Source organism: Thioclava sp. L04-15 (genome assembly GCF_002020275.1).
In the GTDB taxonomy this organism is placed as follows: Bacteria; Pseudomonadota; Alphaproteobacteria; order Rhodobacterales; family Rhodobacteraceae; genus Thioclava; species Thioclava marina.
Genome location: NZ_MPZW01000003.1, coordinates 316,393 through 333,668, shown reverse-complemented (window position 1 = coordinate 333,668; position 17,276 = coordinate 316,393). Strand labels below are relative to the sequence as shown.

17 protein-coding genes are annotated in these 17,276 nt (G+C 63.9%); 11 read left to right on the top strand and 6 right to left on the bottom strand.

Annotated features, from left to right (window positions below):
* Positions 1-17 precede the first annotated feature (17 nt).
* The 3 genes from BMI90_RS09975 to BMI90_RS09965 all read left to right on the top strand — a co-directional run bounded on the left by BMI90_RS09975 (position 18) and on the right by BMI90_RS09965 (position 4,103).
* A complete protein-coding gene (locus tag BMI90_RS09975; protein WP_078528925.1) occupies positions 18-2,327 on the top strand; it encodes a hydantoinase B/oxoprolinase family protein in 2,310 nt (769 codons plus the stop codon).
* Positions 2,328-2,388: 61 nt separating this feature from the next.
* A complete protein-coding gene (locus BMI90_RS09970) occupies positions 2,389-2,892 on the top strand; it encodes an acetone carboxylase subunit gamma (RefSeq protein WP_078528923.1) in 504 nt (167 codons plus the stop codon).
* Positions 2,893-3,065: 173 nt separating this feature from the next.
* The gene (locus BMI90_RS09965; protein ID WP_078528921.1) at positions 3,066-4,103 is read left to right on the top strand and encodes a zinc-dependent alcohol dehydrogenase family protein; all 1,038 of its coding nucleotides are present in this window, start codon (positions 3,066-3,068) and stop codon (positions 4,101-4,103) included.
* A gap of 212 nt (positions 4,104-4,315) precedes the next feature.
* Here BMI90_RS09965 and BMI90_RS09960 read toward each other — a convergent pair whose 3' ends face one another.
* A complete protein-coding gene (locus BMI90_RS09960) occupies positions 4,316-4,765 on the bottom strand; it encodes a hypothetical protein (RefSeq protein WP_078528919.1) in 450 nt (149 codons plus the stop codon).
* A 143-nt stretch (positions 4,766-4,908) separates the two neighbouring features.
* Between BMI90_RS09960 and BMI90_RS09955 the strand changes: the two genes are divergently transcribed.
* Positions 4,909-5,328 (top strand): MAPEG family protein, encoded by a 420-nt coding sequence (locus BMI90_RS09955; protein ID WP_078528917.1) that lies wholly within the window; start codon positions 4,909-4,911, stop codon positions 5,326-5,328.
* A gap of 135 nt (positions 5,329-5,463) precedes the next feature.
* Here BMI90_RS09955 and BMI90_RS09950 read toward each other — a convergent pair whose 3' ends face one another.
* Positions 5,464-7,485: an ASKHA domain-containing protein gene (locus BMI90_RS09950; RefSeq protein WP_078528915.1), complete on the bottom strand. Its 2,022-nt coding sequence runs from the start codon at positions 7,483-7,485 to the stop codon at positions 5,464-5,466.
* Between the two features lie 182 nt (positions 7,486-7,667).
* Between BMI90_RS09950 and BMI90_RS09945 the strand changes: the two genes are divergently transcribed.
* The 4 genes from BMI90_RS09945 to BMI90_RS09930 all read left to right on the top strand — a co-directional run bounded on the left by BMI90_RS09945 (position 7,668) and on the right by BMI90_RS09930 (position 11,606).
* Positions 7,668-8,483: a TIGR00282 family metallophosphoesterase gene (locus tag BMI90_RS09945; protein WP_078528913.1), complete on the top strand. Its 816-nt coding sequence runs from the start codon at positions 7,668-7,670 to the stop codon at positions 8,481-8,483.
* 142 nt (positions 8,484-8,625) lie between these two features.
* A complete protein-coding gene (locus BMI90_RS09940) occupies positions 8,626-10,404 on the top strand; it encodes an SLC13 family permease (RefSeq protein ID WP_078528911.1) in 1,779 nt (592 codons plus the stop codon).
* An 11-nt stretch (positions 10,405-10,415) separates the two neighbouring features.
* Positions 10,416-10,790, top strand: coding sequence for a hypothetical protein (locus BMI90_RS09935; protein WP_078528909.1), 375 nt, complete (start codon positions 10,416-10,418; stop codon positions 10,788-10,790).
* Positions 10,791-10,865: 75 nt separating this feature from the next.
* Positions 10,866-11,606 carry a YebC/PmpR family DNA-binding transcriptional regulator gene (locus BMI90_RS09930; RefSeq protein WP_078528907.1) on the top strand — a complete coding sequence of 247 codons (741 nt, stop codon included), beginning with the start codon at positions 10,866-10,868 and terminating at the stop codon, positions 11,604-11,606.
* Positions 11,607-11,656: 50 nt separating this feature from the next.
* Here the strand turns inward: BMI90_RS09930 and BMI90_RS09925 are convergent, their stop codons facing one another.
* A complete protein-coding gene (locus BMI90_RS09925; protein WP_146671254.1) occupies positions 11,657-12,595 on the bottom strand; it encodes a hypothetical protein in 939 nt (312 codons plus the stop codon).
* Positions 12,596-12,849: 254 nt separating this feature from the next.
* On the opposite strand from BMI90_RS09925, the gene BMI90_RS09920 reads away from it, so the two are divergent.
* Positions 12,850-13,278 (top strand): peptidylprolyl isomerase, encoded by a 429-nt coding sequence (locus BMI90_RS09920; RefSeq protein ID WP_078528903.1) that lies wholly within the window; start codon positions 12,850-12,852, stop codon positions 13,276-13,278.
* Between the two features lie 228 nt (positions 13,279-13,506).
* Positions 13,507-14,280 (top strand): transglutaminase family protein, encoded by a 774-nt coding sequence (locus BMI90_RS09915; protein ID WP_078528901.1) that lies wholly within the window; start codon positions 13,507-13,509, stop codon positions 14,278-14,280.
* A gap of 10 nt (positions 14,281-14,290) precedes the next feature.
* On the opposite strand, the gene BMI90_RS09910 is transcribed toward BMI90_RS09915, so the two are convergent.
* The 3 genes from BMI90_RS09910 to BMI90_RS09900 form a co-directional block, all read right to left on the bottom strand.
* Entirely contained in the window at positions 14,291-14,626 is a 336-nt protein-coding gene (locus BMI90_RS09910) for a cupin domain-containing protein (protein WP_078528898.1), read from the bottom strand.
* Between the two features lie 74 nt (positions 14,627-14,700).
* Positions 14,701-15,636 (bottom strand): methyltransferase domain-containing protein, encoded by a 936-nt coding sequence (locus tag BMI90_RS09905; protein WP_078528896.1) that lies wholly within the window; start codon positions 15,634-15,636, stop codon positions 14,701-14,703.
* A gap of 69 nt (positions 15,637-15,705) precedes the next feature.
* The gene (locus BMI90_RS09900) at positions 15,706-16,569 is read right to left on the bottom strand and encodes a LysR family transcriptional regulator ArgP (RefSeq protein WP_078528887.1); all 864 of its coding nucleotides are present in this window, start codon (positions 16,567-16,569) and stop codon (positions 15,706-15,708) included.
* Positions 16,570-16,663: 94 nt separating this feature from the next.
* Here BMI90_RS09900 and BMI90_RS09895 point away from each other — a divergent pair, with 94 nt between their 5' ends.
* Positions 16,664-17,269 (top strand): LysE/ArgO family amino acid transporter, encoded by a 606-nt coding sequence (locus BMI90_RS09895; protein ID WP_078528885.1) that lies wholly within the window; start codon positions 16,664-16,666, stop codon positions 17,267-17,269.
* Positions 17,270-17,276: the final 7 nt, after the last annotated feature.

Sequence of the window (17,276 nt, the reverse complement as noted above, 5' to 3'; positions counted from 1 at the left end):
CAAGGGAGGAAGAACCAATGAATATGCAAACTGACATCAAGGGCATCGTCCGTGGCGGTCAAACGCTCAAGCAGCACCGCGACGAGATCATGGCCAAGACCAAGGGCACCGGGCATTATGCCGGGCTCACGGAACGGGCGCTGCACAAGGAAAGCCCGATCCTCTACAACAAGCTGTTCTCGCGCTTGCGGGCCGGCGTTGTCGATGCGCGCGAAACCGCGAAGAAGATCGCCGCGTCCCCGATCGTGGAGCAGGAGGGCGAGCTGTGCTTCACCCTCTATAACGCGGCCGGGGATTCCATCCTGACCTCGACCGGGATCATCATCCATGTCGGCACCATGGGCGCCGCGATCAAATACATGATCGAGAACGACTGGGAGAGTAATCCGGGGATCAAGGACAAGGATATCTTCTGCAACAATGACAGCCTGATCGGCAATGTCCATCCGTGCGACATCCACACCATCGTGCCGATCTTCCACGAGGGCGAGCTGATCGGCTGGGTCGGCGGCGTGACCCATGTGATCGACACCGGCGCGGTCGGCCCGGGCTCGATGACGACGGGTCAGGTGCAGCGCTTCGGCGACGGCTATTCGGTGACCTGCCGCAAGATCGGCGAGAATGACGAGCTGAAACGCGACTGGCTGCATGAGAGCCAGCGCGCGGTGCGCACCACGCGCTACTGGATGCTAGACGAACGCACCCGCGTCGCCGGCTGCCACATGATCCGCAAGCTGGTCGAGGAGGTGATCGCCGAGGAGGGGATCGAGGCCTATTGGAAATTCGCCTATGAGGCGGTCGAGCATGGCCGGATCGGTCTGCAGAACCGGATCAAGGCGATGACCATCCCGGGCACCTATCGTCAGGTCGGCTTCGTCGACGTGCCCTACAACCATGAAGACGTGCGCGTGCCTTCGGATTTCGCCAAGGTCGACACGATCATGCACACTCCCTCCGAGATGACGATCCGCAAGGACGGGACTTGGCGGCTCGATTTCGAGGGCTCGTCACGCTGGGGCTGGCACACCTACAACGCCCATTCGGTCTCGTTCACCTCGGGTATCTGGGTGATGATGACCCAGACCCTGATCCCGACCGAGATGATCAATGACGGGGCCGCCTACGGGACCGAGTTTCGCCTGCCCAAGGGCACCTGGATGAACCCCGACGACCGGCGCGTGGCCTTCGCCTATAGCTGGCACTTCCTGGTCTCAAGCTGGACGGCGCTCTGGCGCGGGCTCTCGCGCAGCTATTTCGGGCGCGGTTATCTCGAAGAGGTGAACGCGGGCAACGCCAATACCTCGAACTGGCTGCAGGGCGGCGGGTTCAACCAGTATGACGAGATCCATGCGGTGAACTCCTTCGAATGCGCGGCCAACGGGGTCGGCGCCAGCGCCATCGCCGACGGCATCAGCCACGCGGCGGCGATCTGGAACCCCGAAGGCGACATGGGCGATATGGAGATCTGGGAGCTGGCCGAACCGCTGGTCTATCTGGGTCGCCAGATCAAGGCCAGTTCGGGCGGCGCGGGCAAGTATCGCGGCGGCTGCGGCTTTGAATCCCTGCGCATGGTCTGGAACGCGAAGGACTGGACGATGTTCTTCATGGGCAACGGCCATATCAGCTCCGACTGGGGGCTGATGGGCGGCTATCCGGCGGCTTCGGGCTATCGCTTCGCGGCCCATGACACGGGGCTGAAGGAAAAGATCGCCAACGGTGATCCCATTCCCTTCGGCGGCGATACCGATCCCGAACACCCGACCTATGACGCGATGGTGAACCCCGAGGGCATCAAGCGCGACAAGCAGGCGATCACCACCGAGGAGATGTTCAAGGATTACGACCTCTACCTCAACTACATGCGTGGTGGTCCGGGCTTCGGCGATCCGCTTGATCGCGAGGCGCAGTCGGTGGCCGAGGATGTGAATGGCGGCTACCTGCTCGAACGCTTCGCCGAGACGGTCTACGGCGTCGTGCTCGCGAAAGGGGCCGATGGTCTGTTTGCGGCGGATGAGGCGGGCACCGAGGCGTTGCGCGCGCAAATCCGCAAGGACCGTCTGGCCAAGGCCCAGCCGACCCGCGAGTGGATGGCCAGGGAACGCGAGCGCATCCTCGCGAAGGACGCAGGCACCCATGTCCAGCAGATGTTCGCGGCGAGCTTCAAGCTCGGCCCGAAATGGGAGGAAGGGTTCCGCAAGTTCTGGGATCTGCCCGAGGAGTGGCAACTGAAGGAAGAGGATCTGCCGATCCCCTCCTATGGTCGCGAATATTCCATGGACCTCTCCGATCTGCCGGACGTGAAGACCGTCAAGTTCGTCGAGGAATGATCCCGCGGGGCGCCGTATCCGCCTCCCCGCACGGCGCCCCGAGAAACTCAGGAGAAAAGCAATGGCTTACACGAAAGCGAAGATCAAAGATCTGGTCGATGGCAAGATCGACCGCGACACCCTGCAGACGATGCTCTCCACGCCCAAGGATGCGGATCGCTTCGTCAAATATCTCGAGATCCTGCAAGAGCAGGTCCCGTGGGATGACAGGATCATTCTGCCGCTCGGGCCCAAGCTCTATATCGTGCAGCGGGCCTCGGACAAGAAATGGGTGGTCAAATCGCAGGCCGGTCACGAATTCTGCGACTGGCGCGAGAACTGGAAGCTGCACGCGGTGATGCGCGTCCGAGAAACCCCCGAGGAAATGGAAGAGCTCTATCCCAAGCTGATGGCGCCTTCTTCGGACTGGCAGGTGATCCGGGAATATTACTGTCCGAAATCGGGCGATCTGCTCGATGTCGAGGCGCCGACGCCCTGGTATCCGGTGATCCATGATTTCGAGCCCGATATCGACGCCTTCTACACCGACTGGCTGGGCCTCAAGATCCCCGAGCGGGCCGCCTGATCGGGCGCCCCGAGACTGGCGCCGCGCATCTTCAGGATGCGCGGCGCTTTTTGGTGTCCGACGGCTCTCGCACGGGCTGTCCGAAAACCGGACAGGCGCGCTGCCGCTGGTGCCGCTAGGGTCGCATCCGGGGCCGGTGAACCGGCCCGCGAACACAGGCTGGGAGGCGTGTCATGAAGGCGCTTGTTTACAACGGACCGGGGCAGAAAAGCTGGGTCGAAAAGGAAAAACCCGAAATCGAGAAACCGACCGACGTGATCGTGCGGATCACCAAGACGACGATCTGCGGCACGGATCTTCACATTCTCAAGGGCGATGTGCCCGCGGTCACGCCCGGGCGCACCCTGGGCCACGAAGGCGTCGGTATCGTCGAGGCGGTCGGCGATGCCGTGGCGAATTTCAAGCCCGGCGATCCGGTGCTGATCTCCTGCGTGACCTCTTGCGGGAAATGCGCGAATTGCAAGCGTCAGCTCTATGCCCATTGCTCCGATGGCGGCTGGATCCTCGGGCACCTGATCGACGGCACGCAGGCGGAATATGTCCGCATCCCGCATGGCGACAACTCGCTTTATCCGATCCCGGAAGGTGCCGATGAAGAGGCGCTGGTGATGCTTTCCGACATCATGCCGACCGGGCTTGAGATCGGTGTGCAATACGGCCGCGTCAAACCGGGTGATACGATTGCCATCATCGGCGCGGGGCCGGTGGGGATGTCGGTTCTCCTGACCGCGCAGTTCTATTCCCCGGGCCGGATCGTGATGATCGACATGGACCCGGCGCGTCTTGAACTCGCGAAGCAATTCGGCGCGACCGACACGCTTCAGGTGGGGGCGGATGATGTCGTCGCACGGATCATGGAGATGACCGGAGGGCTTGGCGTGGATGTCGCCATCGAGGCGGTGGGCGTGCCCGCGACCTTCGATACCTGTCAGAAGATCGTCTCCGCCGGTGGCTCGATCGCCAATGTCGGCGTGCATGGCAAGCCGGTCGAGCTGCATATCGAAGAGCTCTGGATCAAGAACATCAACATCTCGATGGGGCTGGTCAGCACCAACACGACGCCCATGCTTCTCAAGACGCTGGGTTCGGGCAAGGTCGACCCGGCCAAGCTCGTGACGCACCGCTTCAAGCTCGATGAGATCCTCGAGGCCTATGAGGTGTTCTCGAATGCCGCGCGCGAGAAGGCGATGAAAGTCATTCTCAACGCCTGAGGGCGCAAGCAGGACCGGCAAAGCGATAGGGCCTTGGCCTGCCCGAAACCAGACCAGCCTCCCGCTTTTCGCGGGGGGGGGGGGGCTGGAACGCTGTCGGCGCACGTAGCTACCTCGCCCCGTTCGATCGAGGGCAACGGGCGCGTCCGCCGTCTCTCGGGGGGCGCAAATCCGTGATGCCTCTTCGCCCGCCCCGGTCCCTGTCGCGATCCTCAGGGCGGACAGAAAGGCCCGTCCCCTTCGCCCTCCTTCAGCACGCCCCCGCGATAGAGGCGGCGCAGCGCCGCAACCATGGCCTCGAAGGTTTCATCGAGCGCCCCGCAGGTTTCGTCGGTCGGCACGAGGTAAACGGACTTTCCCCGCGGCTCCCGGCGCAGATGCCCGCCTTCGACAAGATCCGCGACCTTGCGATGGAGCGTGGCGATCGGAAGCCCGAGCGCGGCCGAGAGCGCGCTGAGATCATAAAGCCGCCCCTGAAGCCGCCCCTGCACCACCATCCGCACGATCAACGCATCGACCGGTTTGCCCCACATCTCGGTCTCGAGCATGTAGAACCGGTTGAGGCATTCGATGATCTGCGCCTGCGTCTGCGCGCGCACCGCAAGGCGCAACTCCTCGGGGAGAGGGGTGTCGTAGATCGTCTCGGCTCGGTTCCGGGTCATCTGTCACTTCCTGACGTTTCCGCTCTGGAAAGGTTGTCGCTTGGCCTCCGGGGGAGGGGCGGTCCAATAGTGACGCGACCCGCGCCCGAGGCCAAGTCGCGGACGACACTGGCTCGGGTTTTCGCGCACAGGAAAGGACGAAGATGACAATCCCCCTTCTGGCACTCCTTGGCTTCGCGCTCTGGACTCTTCTCATTCTCTTTGCCTTCGTCGGCCCCTATCGCTGGGTGCGCATTCTCAGCGGTCGCACGCGCGCGAGCCACTGGACGGCCGATCCGAACGCTGGCGCCGGTCTCTACCCGAGGGCGATGCGCGCGCATATGAATTGTATCGAGAACCTTCCCGTCTTCGGCACGATCGTCTACGTGATCGACCGGGTTGGCCTGGAGAGCCCCGCCCTCGATGCGCTGGCGCTGATCGTTCTGGGTGCGCGTATCCTGCAAAGCACCGTCCATATCGTGCTGGAGCAGAGCGATACCGTGATTTTCGTGCGCTTCGCTTTCTACTTCGCGCAGATCCTCGCGATGCTCGCGATGGTGGGGATGCTGCTGGCGGCTCTCTGAGCCTGCCTCCGGCTGCGCATTGCCGCAATTGCCGCCCGGCCCTGAAAATGGTCGTGCAGGTGGGCGCGGGCAGGTGGTAGTGCACCAACGCGCGATAGCGCCCGTGCCGATCCCTGACCTTGCCCGCCCGTCGCTTCAGCCCCGACGCCGCCGCCTGCGCCCGCCGCCATCCTCGCCCGATCCGCCGGTGTTGAAGCTGACATCGGGAAGCGTCGCCACCTTGCGCAGCTCGGGGAAGGGGGCGGTTGCGTGGGGCAGGGCGTTGGCAGCCACGAAATGCTCCTGAAAGCGCGGCTCGATCGCGGTCTCGACCTTGGTGATCTTCTTCACCTGATCCTCGATCTCGCGCCGCGCCTTCACCGAACACAGCGCCATATGCGCGCCCGTGCCCGCCGCGTTGCCCGCAGAGGTGACATGGTCCAGAGGCGCATCGGGGATCATCCCGAGCACCATCGCGTGCTTGGGCGAGATATGCGCCCCGAACGCGCCCGCGAGCACCACCCGGTCCACCGTGTCCACGCCCATCTCGTCCATCAGCAGACGTGCGCCCGCATAAAGCGCGGATTTCGCCAGCTGGATCGCGCGGATATCGCCTTGGGTGACGGTGACGCGCGGGCCCTCGCTGCCGCCATCGAAGATCACGTATTCATGGGTGCGCCCATTGGGTACGCAGCGCGGCGTGCCGACCTGTTCGGCCGAACCGATCAGCCCCGAGGCATCGACGATCCCGGCCATGCGCATCTCGGCCACGGCTTCGATGATGCCCGAGCCGCAGATGCCGGTGATACGCGGCGTGCCGAACTCGGGATCGGTCGACCAGTGCTCGTTGCCGATGATCTTGAAGCGCGGCTCCTTGGTCGCGGGGTCGATCTCGATGCGCTCGATCGCGCCGGGAGCGGCACGCTGGCCGCTCGAGATTTGCGCGCCCTCGAAAGCCGGACCGGTGGGCGAGGAGCAGGCGAGCACGCGGCTCTCGTTGCCCAGAAGGATCTCGGCATTGGTGCCGACATCGACGATCAGCGAGAGATCCTTGCGGCGCTGCGGGGCTTCCGACAGCGCCACCGCGGCCGCATCTGCGCCCACATGGCCCGCGATCAGCGGCAGGATATAGACGCGCGCTCCGGCGCTGGCTTCGATTCCGATCTCGCGGGCGGGGAAGTCGAGGCTGTCCGATGTCGCAAGCGCGAAGGGCGCCTGACCCAATTCGACCGGGTCGATGCCGAGCAGCAGGTGGTGCATCACCGGATTGCAGACCACGACCGCCTCGACGATCTCGGACGTTTCGACCTGCGCCTCGCCTGCAAGCTCGCGTGCCAGATCACCCACCGCGTCGCGCACCGCCTGCGTCATTTCCTGATCGCCGCCGGGGTTCATCATCGCATAGCTCACCCGGCTCATCAGATCCTCACCGAAGCGGATCTGCGGGTTCATCACGCCCGCGCTCGCCAGCACCCGCCCGTCATCGAGCGCGACCAGATGCCCCGCGATGGTGGTCGAGCCGAGGTCGATCGCCAGCCCGTAAAGCGGCGCCTCGCGCAGCCCCGGGAAGACGCCCGTGACGCGCGGTCCGTCGCCCGCGTCATGCAGCGCGACGGTCACCTTCCAGTCGCCCTTGCGCAGCACCGGCTGCAACACGCGCAGCACCTCAAGATCGGCGCGCACGCCCTTGACCTGCCACTGTTTTTCGAGCGCCTGCGCCAGCCGCTGGAAATCGCCCTCGGGCCGGTGCATGTCGGGCTCCTTGACCTCGACATAGACGGGCCGGGTTGCCGGATCCATTTCCATCACGCGCTCGGAGGCGGCCTTGCGCACGACCTGCTTGTGGACCTGGCTTTCAGGCGGCACGTCGATCACCACATCGTCCAGGATTTCGGTCTGGCAGCCCAGACGCCGCCCGGGCTTGAGCCCGCGCACCCGGTCATAGCGCTCCTCGACCGCGTTGAGCGGGCTCACCGCGTCGGGGTCCACATGCAACCCGAGCTTGGGGAAATCGCCGAACGACGGCGTGCACTGGCATTTCGAGCAGACACCGCGCCCGCCGCAGACCGAGTCCAGATCGACGCCCAGCTTGCGCGCCGCAGCCAGCACCTTCGTGCCGCGCGCCACACGGCCGCGCTTGCCCGAGGGGGTAAAGATCACCTGAACGTCGTCACTCATGTCCTGCTCCCGCATTCGCTTGCCCCCGTTCTAGGGCGCGCGCGCGCCGGAGCAAAGCCCGCAACCGACGCGCGCGCATGAGAAATCGTCATGATGATCTTGCACCCGAAGCAGCCCGCCATCGCCCGCGCCTGCATCAATGCCGTTGCCTTGCGCGCGCTCAGGCCCTAAACCCATGCGCCATGAAGATACTTTTCCTTGGCGATGTGATGGGCCGCGCGGGCCGCGCCGCGATCACCGATCGCCTTCCGAAACTGCGCGATGACTGGGGCCTCGATTTCGTCGTGGTCAATGGCGAGAACGCCTCGGGCGGCATGGGGCTGACCGGCGATCATGCGAAGACCCTGTTGCAGGCGGGCGCCGATGTGGTGACCCTTGGCGATCATGCGTTCGACCAGAAGGACATGATGCGTTTCATCGAGGGCGAGCCGCGCATCATCCGCCCGCTGAACTACGCCAAGGAAGCACCGGGCAAGGGGGCGCGGGTGTTCTCCGACCGCCGTGGCCGCAAGGTGCTGGTGGCGCAGGTGCTGGGCAATGTGTTCATGAAACGCGCCTTCGACGATCCCTTCTCCGCCATCGAGGCCGAGCTGAAGCGCTTTCCGCTGGGCGGCGCGGTGCAGGCGGCGCTGGTCGACATGCATTGCGAGGCGACCTCGGAGAAGATGGCGATGGGCCATTGGTGCGACGGGCGCGCCTCGGTGGTCGTGGGCACCCATACCCACGTGCCCACCGGCGATGCGCAGATCCTCGAAGGCGGCACCGCCTTCCTGTCGGATGCGGGCATGTGCGGCGATTACAACTCGGTCATCGGCATGGAGAAGGCCGAACCGATGCGCCGTTTCGTGACCGGCATGGCAAAGGAGCGCTTCAGCCCCGCACGCGGCGATGTCACGATCTGCGGCTTCTATATCGAGACCGACGACCGCTCGGGCCGCGCCAAGCGCTGCGAGGCGGTCCGCATCGGCGGGCGTCTCGCGCAGGCAAGCCCGTTCTGATCCCAGCTCCCATCTCCAGCGCGACAAATCGCCCGAAAACCATGCATTTGCCTCCAAAAGCGTATCCCGCCTGTCACGCCACGCTTGCCCGGGCGCGCTGCACTTGTAGTATCGGCGCGATGCGTCTGCGCGAGCCTCACAAATGATCCAACTGCCCTTCAGTGAAACCGGCATGGCCATTCTGGCGCTGTTGGTCGTGGCCTGGATGTTCGTGATGTTCATCCGCGAGACCTGGCCGCCCGAGGTTACCGCGATCGCGGGCGCGGCCCTGATGCTGGTCTTCGGGCTGACCCCTTACGAGAGCGCCTCGGCGGTGCTGGCGAACCCCGCGCCCTGGACCATCGCCTTCATGTTCCTGATCATGGGGGCGCTGGTGCGCACCGGCGCGCTCGACGCGATGACCCGCTATGCCGAGGCGCGCATTGACGACAGCCCCAAGCTCACGATCCTGCTGATGTTCGTCATCACCATGCTGGCCAGCGCGGTGATGAACAACACGCCCGTCGTCGCGGTGATGATCCCGGTCTTCATCCAGGTCGCGCGCAAGCTCAATATCTCGCCCTCGCGCTTCCTGATGCCGCTGAGCTACGTGACCGTGATGGGCGGCATGATCACCCTGATCGGCACCTCGACGAACATTCTCGTCGACGGTGTGGTACGCGCCCGCGGGATCGAGCCCTTCTCGATCTTCGAGATCGCGCCGCTCGGCTTCGCCATCTGCCTTGTCGGCGGGGCGTTCATGATGCTCTTCGCGCGCCGCCTCATCCCCGAGCGTCAGTCGCTCTCCTTCCTGCTCGGCGATCGCCCGAAGATGAAATATTTCACCGAGGTCGCGATCCCCGAGGAAAGCGGCCTGATCGGTGAGAAGGTTCTCGAAACCGACACGTTCAAACGCGAGGGCGTGCGTGTGATCGACGTGCTGCGCGGCGATGCCTCGCTCCGGCGCGATCTGCCCTCGGTCGAACTCGAGGCGGGCGACCGCGTCGTGCTGCGCTCCGAAATGGAAGAGCTGCTCGGGATGCAGAAGAACCGCGACCTGCGCATGGTCGACAAGCTGTCCTCGGTACGCACCGAGACGGTCGAAGTGCTGATCTCGCCCGGCTGCCGGATGATCGGGCAGCGTCTGGGCGACATGCGCCTGCGCCGCCGCTACGGCGTCTATGTGCTCGCAGCCCATCGCCGGAACCAGAATATCGGCCGCCAGCTCGACGATCTCGTGGTCGTGGTGGGCGACACGCTGCTCCTCGAGGGCGCGCCCGAGGATATCGCGCGCCTTGCCGCGGATATGGATCTCGTCGATGTATCCAAACCGCAGGCCCGCGCCTATCGCCGCTCGCATATGCCCGCCGCCATCGGCGCGCTCGCGGCGGTGGTGATCCTCTCGGCGCTTGGCGTGGCGCCCATCCTCGCGCTCGCCATGGTCGCGGTCGCGGGCATCCTCATCCTGCGCTGCATCGACACCGACGAGGCCTTCACCTTCATCGAGGGCCGCCTGCTTGCGCTGATCTTCGCGATGCTCGTGGTGGGCGTGGGGCTGGAACATTCGGGCGCGGTACAACTCATCGTGAGCGGCGTCGCGCCCTGGCTCCAGACCTTGCCCCCGCAGGCCGCGCTGATCGTGGTCTATTTCCTCGGCCTTTTCATGACGGAATTGCTGTCGAACAACGCGGTTGCGGTGATCTACACGCCGATTGCGATCTCGCTCGCGGCGGCGCTCGGGCTCGATCCGCGGCCCTTCGCGGTGGCGGTGATGTTCTCGGCCTCGGTGGCTTTCGCCACCCCGATCGGCTATCAGACTCACATGATGGTCTACGGGCCCGGCGGCTACAAATTCTCCGATTTCCTGCGCTTCGGCATCCCGATGGATATCGTGACCGGCCTCACCGCCTGCCTGCTGATCCCGCTGATCTGGCCCTTCTGAGGAGAAAGCCGATGCGTTTCATGCTGATCCTGCCGCTTGCACTGGCCGCATGTGCGACCGGAACGCGCGCGCCGTCCTGGCCCGACAAGGTGCATCTCACGGGGACGCGGATGGAGGTCTCGTTCAATGACGGAACGCTCTGCCACGCCGAGATCGAGGGCACTTTTGCCGGCACGCTGAACGACTGTCCCTATCCGATGAGCTATGAGGTGACGGGCTATAAACCGAGCTATCTCGCCACCGCCCCGGGCGGGCTGGGTGATCTGTTCGAGCCCTATGCCAAGGTGCGCCTCACCACGCCCACGGGGATGAGCTGGCGCTTCGAGACGCCCCAGCCGATCCCCACCAAGGATCAGGGCGCGGGCCAGCTCAAACTGCCCGGCTGACCCATCGCGCTTGCAGCGCCCCCCCAAACCGCACTATATCGGGCGCGATTTCGCGATTATCCGACGGAGATACCCATGGCAGGCCATTCCAAATGGGCCAATATCCAGCACCGCAAAGGCAAGCAGGATGCGGCGCGCTCGAAGATGTTTTCCAAGCTCTCGAAGGAGATCACGGTTGCCGCGAAGATGGGTGACCCCGATCCCGAGAAGAACCCGCGTCTGCGCCTTGCCGTGAAGGCGGCCAAGTCGCAGTCGATGCCCAAGGACGTGATCGACCGCGCGATCAAGAAATCGCAGGCGGGCGAGGGCGACGACTATACCGAGATCCGTTACGAAGGCTACGGCCCGAACGGCATCGCGGTGATCGTCGAGGCGATGACCGACAACCTCAACCGCACCGCCTCCAACGTGCGCTCGACCTTCACCAAGAACGGCGGCAACCTCGGCACCACCGGCTCGGTGAGCTTCATGTTCGACCGCGTGGGCGAGATCACCTATCCGGCCTCGGTGGGCGACGCCGAAACCGTTCTGATGGCCGCGATCGAAGCCGGTGCCGAGGACGTGGAAAGCGACGAGGAAGGCCACTGGATCTACTGCCCGATGGAGAGCCTGTCGGAAGTGTCCGAAGCGCTCGAGGCCGAACTCGGCGAAGCCGAAGAAGCCAAGCTGATCTGGAAGCCCCAGAACCGCACCGAGGTCGATCTGGAAACCGCGCAGAAGCTGATGAAACTGATCGACACGCTCGAAGACGATGACGACGTGCAGTCGGTCACCGCCAATTTCGACGTGCCCGAGGACGTCGCGGCGCAGCTGTAAGGTTTTGTGACAGATGGAATGGAGAAAGCGCCCCACGGGGCGCTTTTTGCTTACTTCACAATCCAAATATCTTCGTCACTTTTCGGAAACGTATCAACTGAAAAGCTTATCTCTGATGAAATAAAGCCACGTTGAACCCAAGCAAGTCGAGCCCATAGCTTTCTCTTGTCAAGAATCCGCGCTTGGTGCGAGTAATCTAGGAAGGTTTTCTCTTTGTTTCCGTTTTTCTCTTTTTTCTCTAGGACGGGATAGTCGCAGGCTTTTCCGATGAAAGCTGCTAGATCTTCGTTGGAATCCTTGATGACATTAAGAAATTTCAATAATTCGTCTTCAGTAGATTTTCGGAACGTCTGATGGATTTTGTAAATTTCTTGCACAAAGCCTCGGGTGAAGAATTTGAGATCAAGGTGTTTCACCTTTAAAAGCTCAATTTCTCCACGGACTTTTTTGTTGATTTTTTTAGAACTCAGTAGATCGTCGGTATTAAGCTTTGGGTTGATGGATATTCTAGAGCGCGCAGGAGATTGGCTCCTCGGGCAACTCTCCCATTGGTTGGAGTGCGAGAAAGAAAGGCGGCCCAGCGGAGGGCGATGGTGCTGGGCATAATTACGCAAGTGGTACATTACACGATACTCGAAGCTCTCCTCGTACGCCTTCGAGAATTCTTTTCTTAAATCAACTTCTAAGTCATTGGAGGTTTTTATCAAAGCATCAGCTCGCTGATGAATTTGCTCATCATAGGATCGAGAGGCGGTAAGAAGCCCTACCAGCTTCAAATTTAGCTTCGGACGGATATCTTCAAAAAGTCTATCAAGGTCCTCGCTGCGATCGGTGGAATAATAATATCTAATTGCCGCACTCATCTGATATTCCTCAAGCTCGATGAAGGCGCTCGCAAATAGATCGAAGTTGTTTTCGACTTCCTGAATCAAGTCAATAGCGGTGGCCGCATTTTTTAATTTCAGGTATTTTTTTTTCCGATATTTCAAGCGCCGCTCCTGTGAGCTCATCGCGTATAGAGTATTCTAGAGACATTTTTCCCTCAAAAAAAGACAAGTTCCAAACGGTCCACTTCGAACAGCCTTCTGTCAAGCGAACTGGCTTGTACGAATTTCCCCCCTTCTCCCCGCCCCCCGGTTTACATTCCCGCCCGGAATTGCCAGCTTGGGGGGTGAAACAACGAGCCACCCGCGCTGAACGCGGCCTCGGTAAATTCACCCTCTCCCCCCGAAAGGATCTCACCATGACCCAGGCAAAGCCGGGCGATACCCTGCATCTTCACTATACCGGCAAGCTCGATGACGGCTCCGTTTTCGATAGCTCCCAAGGCCGCGAGCCGCTCGCCTTCACGCTTGGCTCGGGGCAGATCATCCCCGGTCTCGACAAGGGCGTGACCGGCATGGAAGTCGGCGAGAAGCGCACCGTGCGCTGCGAGCCCGACGAGGCTTACGGCCCCCATCACCCCGAGCGCGTGCAGGCTGTCGACCGTGCCGCCGTGCCCGATCACATCCCGACCGAACCGGGCACCCAGCTTCAGGTGCAGACCCAGGACGGTCAGACGATCAATGTCGTGATCGCGGATGCGAACGAGACAGAGCTGTTCCTCGACGCCAACCACCCGCTCGCGGGCAAGGCGCTGACCTTCGACGTGGAACTGGTGAAGATCGACTGATCCGCGGCCTGACTTGGCGGCCATCTAGCGGCGGCGGCGCCTTGGAGGCTCCGCCGCCCTTCGCGTTCCGGGCCGCATGTCGTGCCCCGCTTGCCTGAGGGGTGCGAGGCTTGCCGCGTTCCGCTGCCTTCAGGGGAACCGAACCACGTTCGCACGCCTTCCTTCGGCACAGCGCCTTTGCTCGGGCGTTCGCGTCCGGGCCCCCTCCCAGTCGCGAAAGGAGCCGACATGCGCATTTCTGTCGACGTGCAGATGACCTATCAATTCGCCCAGCCCAATACGGTTGCGCTGGTGCTCGAGGCAGCGCATGCGCCGGGCCAGCAAATTGTGCGCGAAAGCCTCGATCTCGGTGATGCCCGCGTGACGCGGATTGCAGGCGATAGCGGGGTGGGCCAGCGAATCTGGGCGCAGGTCGGCACCGAGATGCAGCTGCATTATCAGGCTCAGATCGACATCGCGCGCCCCGGGCCTGACCTGAGCGGGATGCAGGCCGCGCCGCTCCATGCGCTGCCCACCGAGGCCGCGCCCTATATCCGCCCCTCGCGCTACGTCCAGTCCGACAAATTCGTCTCTTTTGTCGGCAAGCGCTTCTCCGATCTGCAGGGCGGGGCGAAGGTGGCCGCGATCCGCGACTGGATCGAGATGAACCTCTCTTATGTGCCGGGAGCCTCCGACAGCGACACCAATGTCCTCGAAACCTTCGCGGGCCGTCAGGGCGTGTGCCGCGACTACGCCCATCTGTTCTGCGCGATGGTGCGTGCGGCGCAAATCCCGGCGCGCATGGCCTCGGTCTACGGGCCCGACGTGACCCCGCAGGATTTTCACGCGGTGGGAGAGGTCTGGCTCGATGGCGGCTGGCATCTGGTCGATGCGACGGGGATGTGCGGGCCCGAGACGATGGCGCTGATCGCGGTGGGGCGCGATGCCTATGACATCGCCTTCATGGAATCGCAGGCGCCTGCCACGCTGATCAATCAAGGCGTCTCGGTCATCCGCGCCTGAGCGCGGCGGCTCAGCTTTTCAACGGATAGCGATCGGCCTCCTCGAAGACGTCGATCGCCTTCGTGCCCGCCTTGAGCCGCGCCGAATGCACCGCGCCTGCGGGAATGTCATAGCTCTCGCCGGGGCGGTAAAGCCGGGTTTCGCCGTCGATCGTCAGCTCTACCTCGCCCTCGATCACGGTCCCCCATTGCCCCTTATGGGCATGGGGCGGCAGCTCGAAATCGGTCAGGAAGTGCAAGAACACCACCAGCCCCGCATCAGACCGGATCGCGTGGCTGCGGACCTGATCCTCCGGAAAGGGCAGATCGAGGGCGGGGAAGGCCTGGATGAATTCGGGTAGCTCCATGGGCGTCTCTCCTGCTTGCGGGGGCGTTGCGGGGCGACTATGCGCCGCGCGCCCGGTGCACGCAATGCGTCCGCTCAGGCCTCGAGTTCGCGCATATCCCCGGAGATCTGCCCGCGCGCCTCTCCCAGTTTGCGGGCCTGCACCACCAATCCCTCGATCGGCGCGCCCCGGTCGCGGCGCAGCACGGCACGGCGGATGCGCGTCTCGAACCCGGCCTCGGACATAAGCGCGTTCAGATGTGTCTCCGCATGGGCATAGCGGCGGCTTTCGCGCAGCACATAAGCCTCGGCGCCGTCATGCGCCTCGACGGTAAAGGCGAACCGTCCGCCGGGCGCCAGCGCCGCGGCGACCCAACCCACGATCTGTTCGAGCGCACCGAGATAGGCGAAGACATCGGCCGCCGTGATCAGGTCCCATGCCTCGAAAGCGGGCTCCAGCGCCGAAAGGTCGCGCTTTTCCAGCCGGTCATAGATCCCCTTCGCCTCGGCCTCGCGCAGCATCTCGGCCGAGATGTCCCAGCCTTCCAGCCACGCGGCGCCCTCGCGCAGCTCCAACCCCATCAGCCCCGTCCCGCAGCCCAGATCGAGCACCCGCCCGAAGGGCTGCGCCAGTTCTGCCGCCAGCAATTGCGGCGCGCGGTAATCGAGCTTCTCGACCAGAGCTTCCTCGAAGCCCGGCGCATATTGGTCGAACAGGGTCTCGACAAAGGCCGAGGGCATCGCATCGGCCAGTGAACGCTCACGCAGGAGATCGCGCCGCAGGCTCGCGCCCAGCCGGTCCGCCGGATCGGCCGCAATCGCGGCCTCGAACGCCTCCGCCGCGCCCGCCAGCCCCGCCTCGGCCCGGATCTCGCCCAGCCGGAACCAGCCCGCAGCCCAGCCCGGCGCCAGTTCCAGCGCCTGCGCATAAAGCTCGCTCGCAGCCCCCGGATCATCGGGCAACAGCGCTTCGGCATAATCGGCACGACGGTCGGCGATCAGATCGCCGGAAGACATCAGAACGGGGAGCATCGCGATTTCGGAAAAGAAACACGGGACCAACCTGCCCGCGAGCGCGATCTACGCGCTTTTTGCGCCCGGTCAAGGGGTGTCGAGCAACACACCCTTCGCCGCCCGGCGCACCGCCCGCCCAAGGGAGCCAAGCGGGGCCTTCATGCGCCGCTGGCTCTGCCAATGCAGCGGCACGTCGATCGGTGCGGGTCCAAGCGCCTCGAGCGCGCCCGAGGCCAGATGCGCGCGCACCAGCACCTCCGGGTTCAGTCCCCAACCCATGCCCCGCAACGTGGCCTCGACGAAGCCTTCGGTCGAGGCGATGCGATGCGCACGTAGGCTGATCGGACCGCCCGCGATCTGGGCGGCCCAGGCATCCTGCAGCCGGTCCTTGGCATTGAATTGCAGGGCAGGGGCGGCGCGCAGGCTCTCGCGGTTGATCCCTTTGCGGAAATGGCGCGCGATGAAATCGGGGCTCGCCGTCGCGATGTAGCGCAGCCGCCCCAGCGCCACCGTATCGCAGCCCGCGACCGGCCCCGGATCGGAGGTGATCGCCGCGACCACATCGCCGCGCCGAAGCCAGTCGGCGGAATGGTCCTGATCGTCGATCACCAGATCGAAGAGCGCGCCCTCGATCTCCGCCAGCGCCGGGAGCACCCAGGTCGCGAGACTGTCCGCGTTCACCGCGATGCGAAGAACGGGCGGAGCATTGGTCGGGGTTAGCGCCGCCTCCATCAGCGCCACCTCGCGCAGATGCCGGATCAGTCGCGCGCCTTCCTCGGTTACCCGGCAGGGCGCGCCGCGGATCACCAGCACTGCGCCCATCCGCTCTTCCAGCGAGCGGATGCGTTGCGAGATCGCCGGTTGCGAAACCCCGATCCGCGCGGCGGCGGTTTCGAAGGATCCGGTATCGGCGACGGCGGCGAGGGCCTCTAAGGCGGGATAGTCCAGCATAAGTTCAGCTTATACAGAATAAGATTAAATAAGTTGAGCTTATCCGGGCGCTGCGCCACAGAGAAGCCCACCCTTAACCGCCCGAAGGTGAGACATGCTGCCATTCTGGTCCGGACTGAAACTTGGCCTCGGGCTGATCGTCGCGATCGGCGCGCAGAACGCGTTCGTGCTGCGTCAGGGGCTGCGGCGCGAGCATGTCTTCGCGGTCGCGCTGTTCTGTGCGCTCTCCGATGCGGTGCTGATCGCGCTGGGCGTCTCGGGCTTCGCCGCTGCCACGACCGCGTTGCCGTGGCTACCCGAGCTGTTGCGCTGGGGCGGGGTCGCGTTTCTGGGCTGGTATGCGATCCGCTCGCTGATCGCGGCGATCCGGGGCGGCGAGCATCTCGAGGCAAGCTCCGGCAGCGCGCCGTCCTTGCGCGCGGTACTTCTTACGGTCGCGGCCTTCACCTGGGCCAATCCGCATGTCTGGCTCGATACAGTGGTGCTTCTGGGAGCTGTCTCGGCGCAGTTCCCGGGACAGGGGGTCGGTTTCGCGTCAGGCGCGATCCTCGCCTCGTTTGTGTTTTTCTTTTCCTTGGCTTACGGCGCGCGCCTGCTCGCGCCCCTGTTCGCGAAACCTGTCGCCTGGCGCGTGCTCGATGCGCTGATCGCGGTGCTGATGGGGTCGATCGCGTGGAAGCTTGCTGCGGGCGCATTATAACCGATAC

Coding starts and splice junctions, on each gene's coding strand:
- BMI90_RS09940 (WP_078528911.1), top strand. CDS start 8,626: ATGATCCAACTGCCCTTCAGTGAAACCGGCATGGCCATTCTGGCGCTG.
- BMI90_RS09970 (WP_078528923.1), top strand. CDS start 2,389: ATGGCTTACACGAAAGCGAAGATCAAAGATCTGGTCGATGGCAAGATC.
- BMI90_RS09900 (WP_078528887.1), bottom strand. CDS start 16,569: ATGCTGGACTATCCCGCCTTAGAGGCCCTCGCCGCCGTCGCCGATACC.
- BMI90_RS09930 (WP_078528907.1), top strand. CDS start 10,866: ATGGCAGGCCATTCCAAATGGGCCAATATCCAGCACCGCAAAGGCAAG.
- BMI90_RS09950 (WP_078528915.1), bottom strand. CDS start 7,485: ATGAGTGACGACGTTCAGGTGATCTTTACCCCCTCGGGCAAGCGCGGC.
- BMI90_RS09955 (WP_078528917.1), top strand. CDS start 4,909: ATGACAATCCCCCTTCTGGCACTCCTTGGCTTCGCGCTCTGGACTCTT.
- BMI90_RS09960 (WP_078528919.1), bottom strand. CDS start 4,765: ATGACCCGGAACCGAGCCGAGACGATCTACGACACCCCTCTCCCCGAG.
- BMI90_RS09920 (WP_078528903.1), top strand. CDS start 12,850: ATGACCCAGGCAAAGCCGGGCGATACCCTGCATCTTCACTATACCGGC.
- BMI90_RS09935 (WP_078528909.1), top strand. CDS start 10,416: ATGCGTTTCATGCTGATCCTGCCGCTTGCACTGGCCGCATGTGCGACC.
- BMI90_RS09895 (WP_078528885.1), top strand. CDS start 16,664: ATGCTGCCATTCTGGTCCGGACTGAAACTTGGCCTCGGGCTGATCGTC.
- BMI90_RS09965 (WP_078528921.1), top strand. CDS start 3,066: ATGAAGGCGCTTGTTTACAACGGACCGGGGCAGAAAAGCTGGGTCGAA.
- BMI90_RS09905 (WP_078528896.1), bottom strand. CDS start 15,636: ATGCTCCCCGTTCTGATGTCTTCCGGCGATCTGATCGCCGACCGTCGT.
- BMI90_RS09910 (WP_078528898.1), bottom strand. CDS start 14,626: ATGGAGCTACCCGAATTCATCCAGGCCTTCCCCGCCCTCGATCTGCCC.
- BMI90_RS09975 (WP_078528925.1), top strand. CDS start 18: ATGAATATGCAAACTGACATCAAGGGCATCGTCCGTGGCGGTCAAACG.
- BMI90_RS09915 (WP_078528901.1), top strand. CDS start 13,507: ATGCGCATTTCTGTCGACGTGCAGATGACCTATCAATTCGCCCAGCCC.
- BMI90_RS09945 (WP_078528913.1), top strand. CDS start 7,668: ATGAAGATACTTTTCCTTGGCGATGTGATGGGCCGCGCGGGCCGCGCC.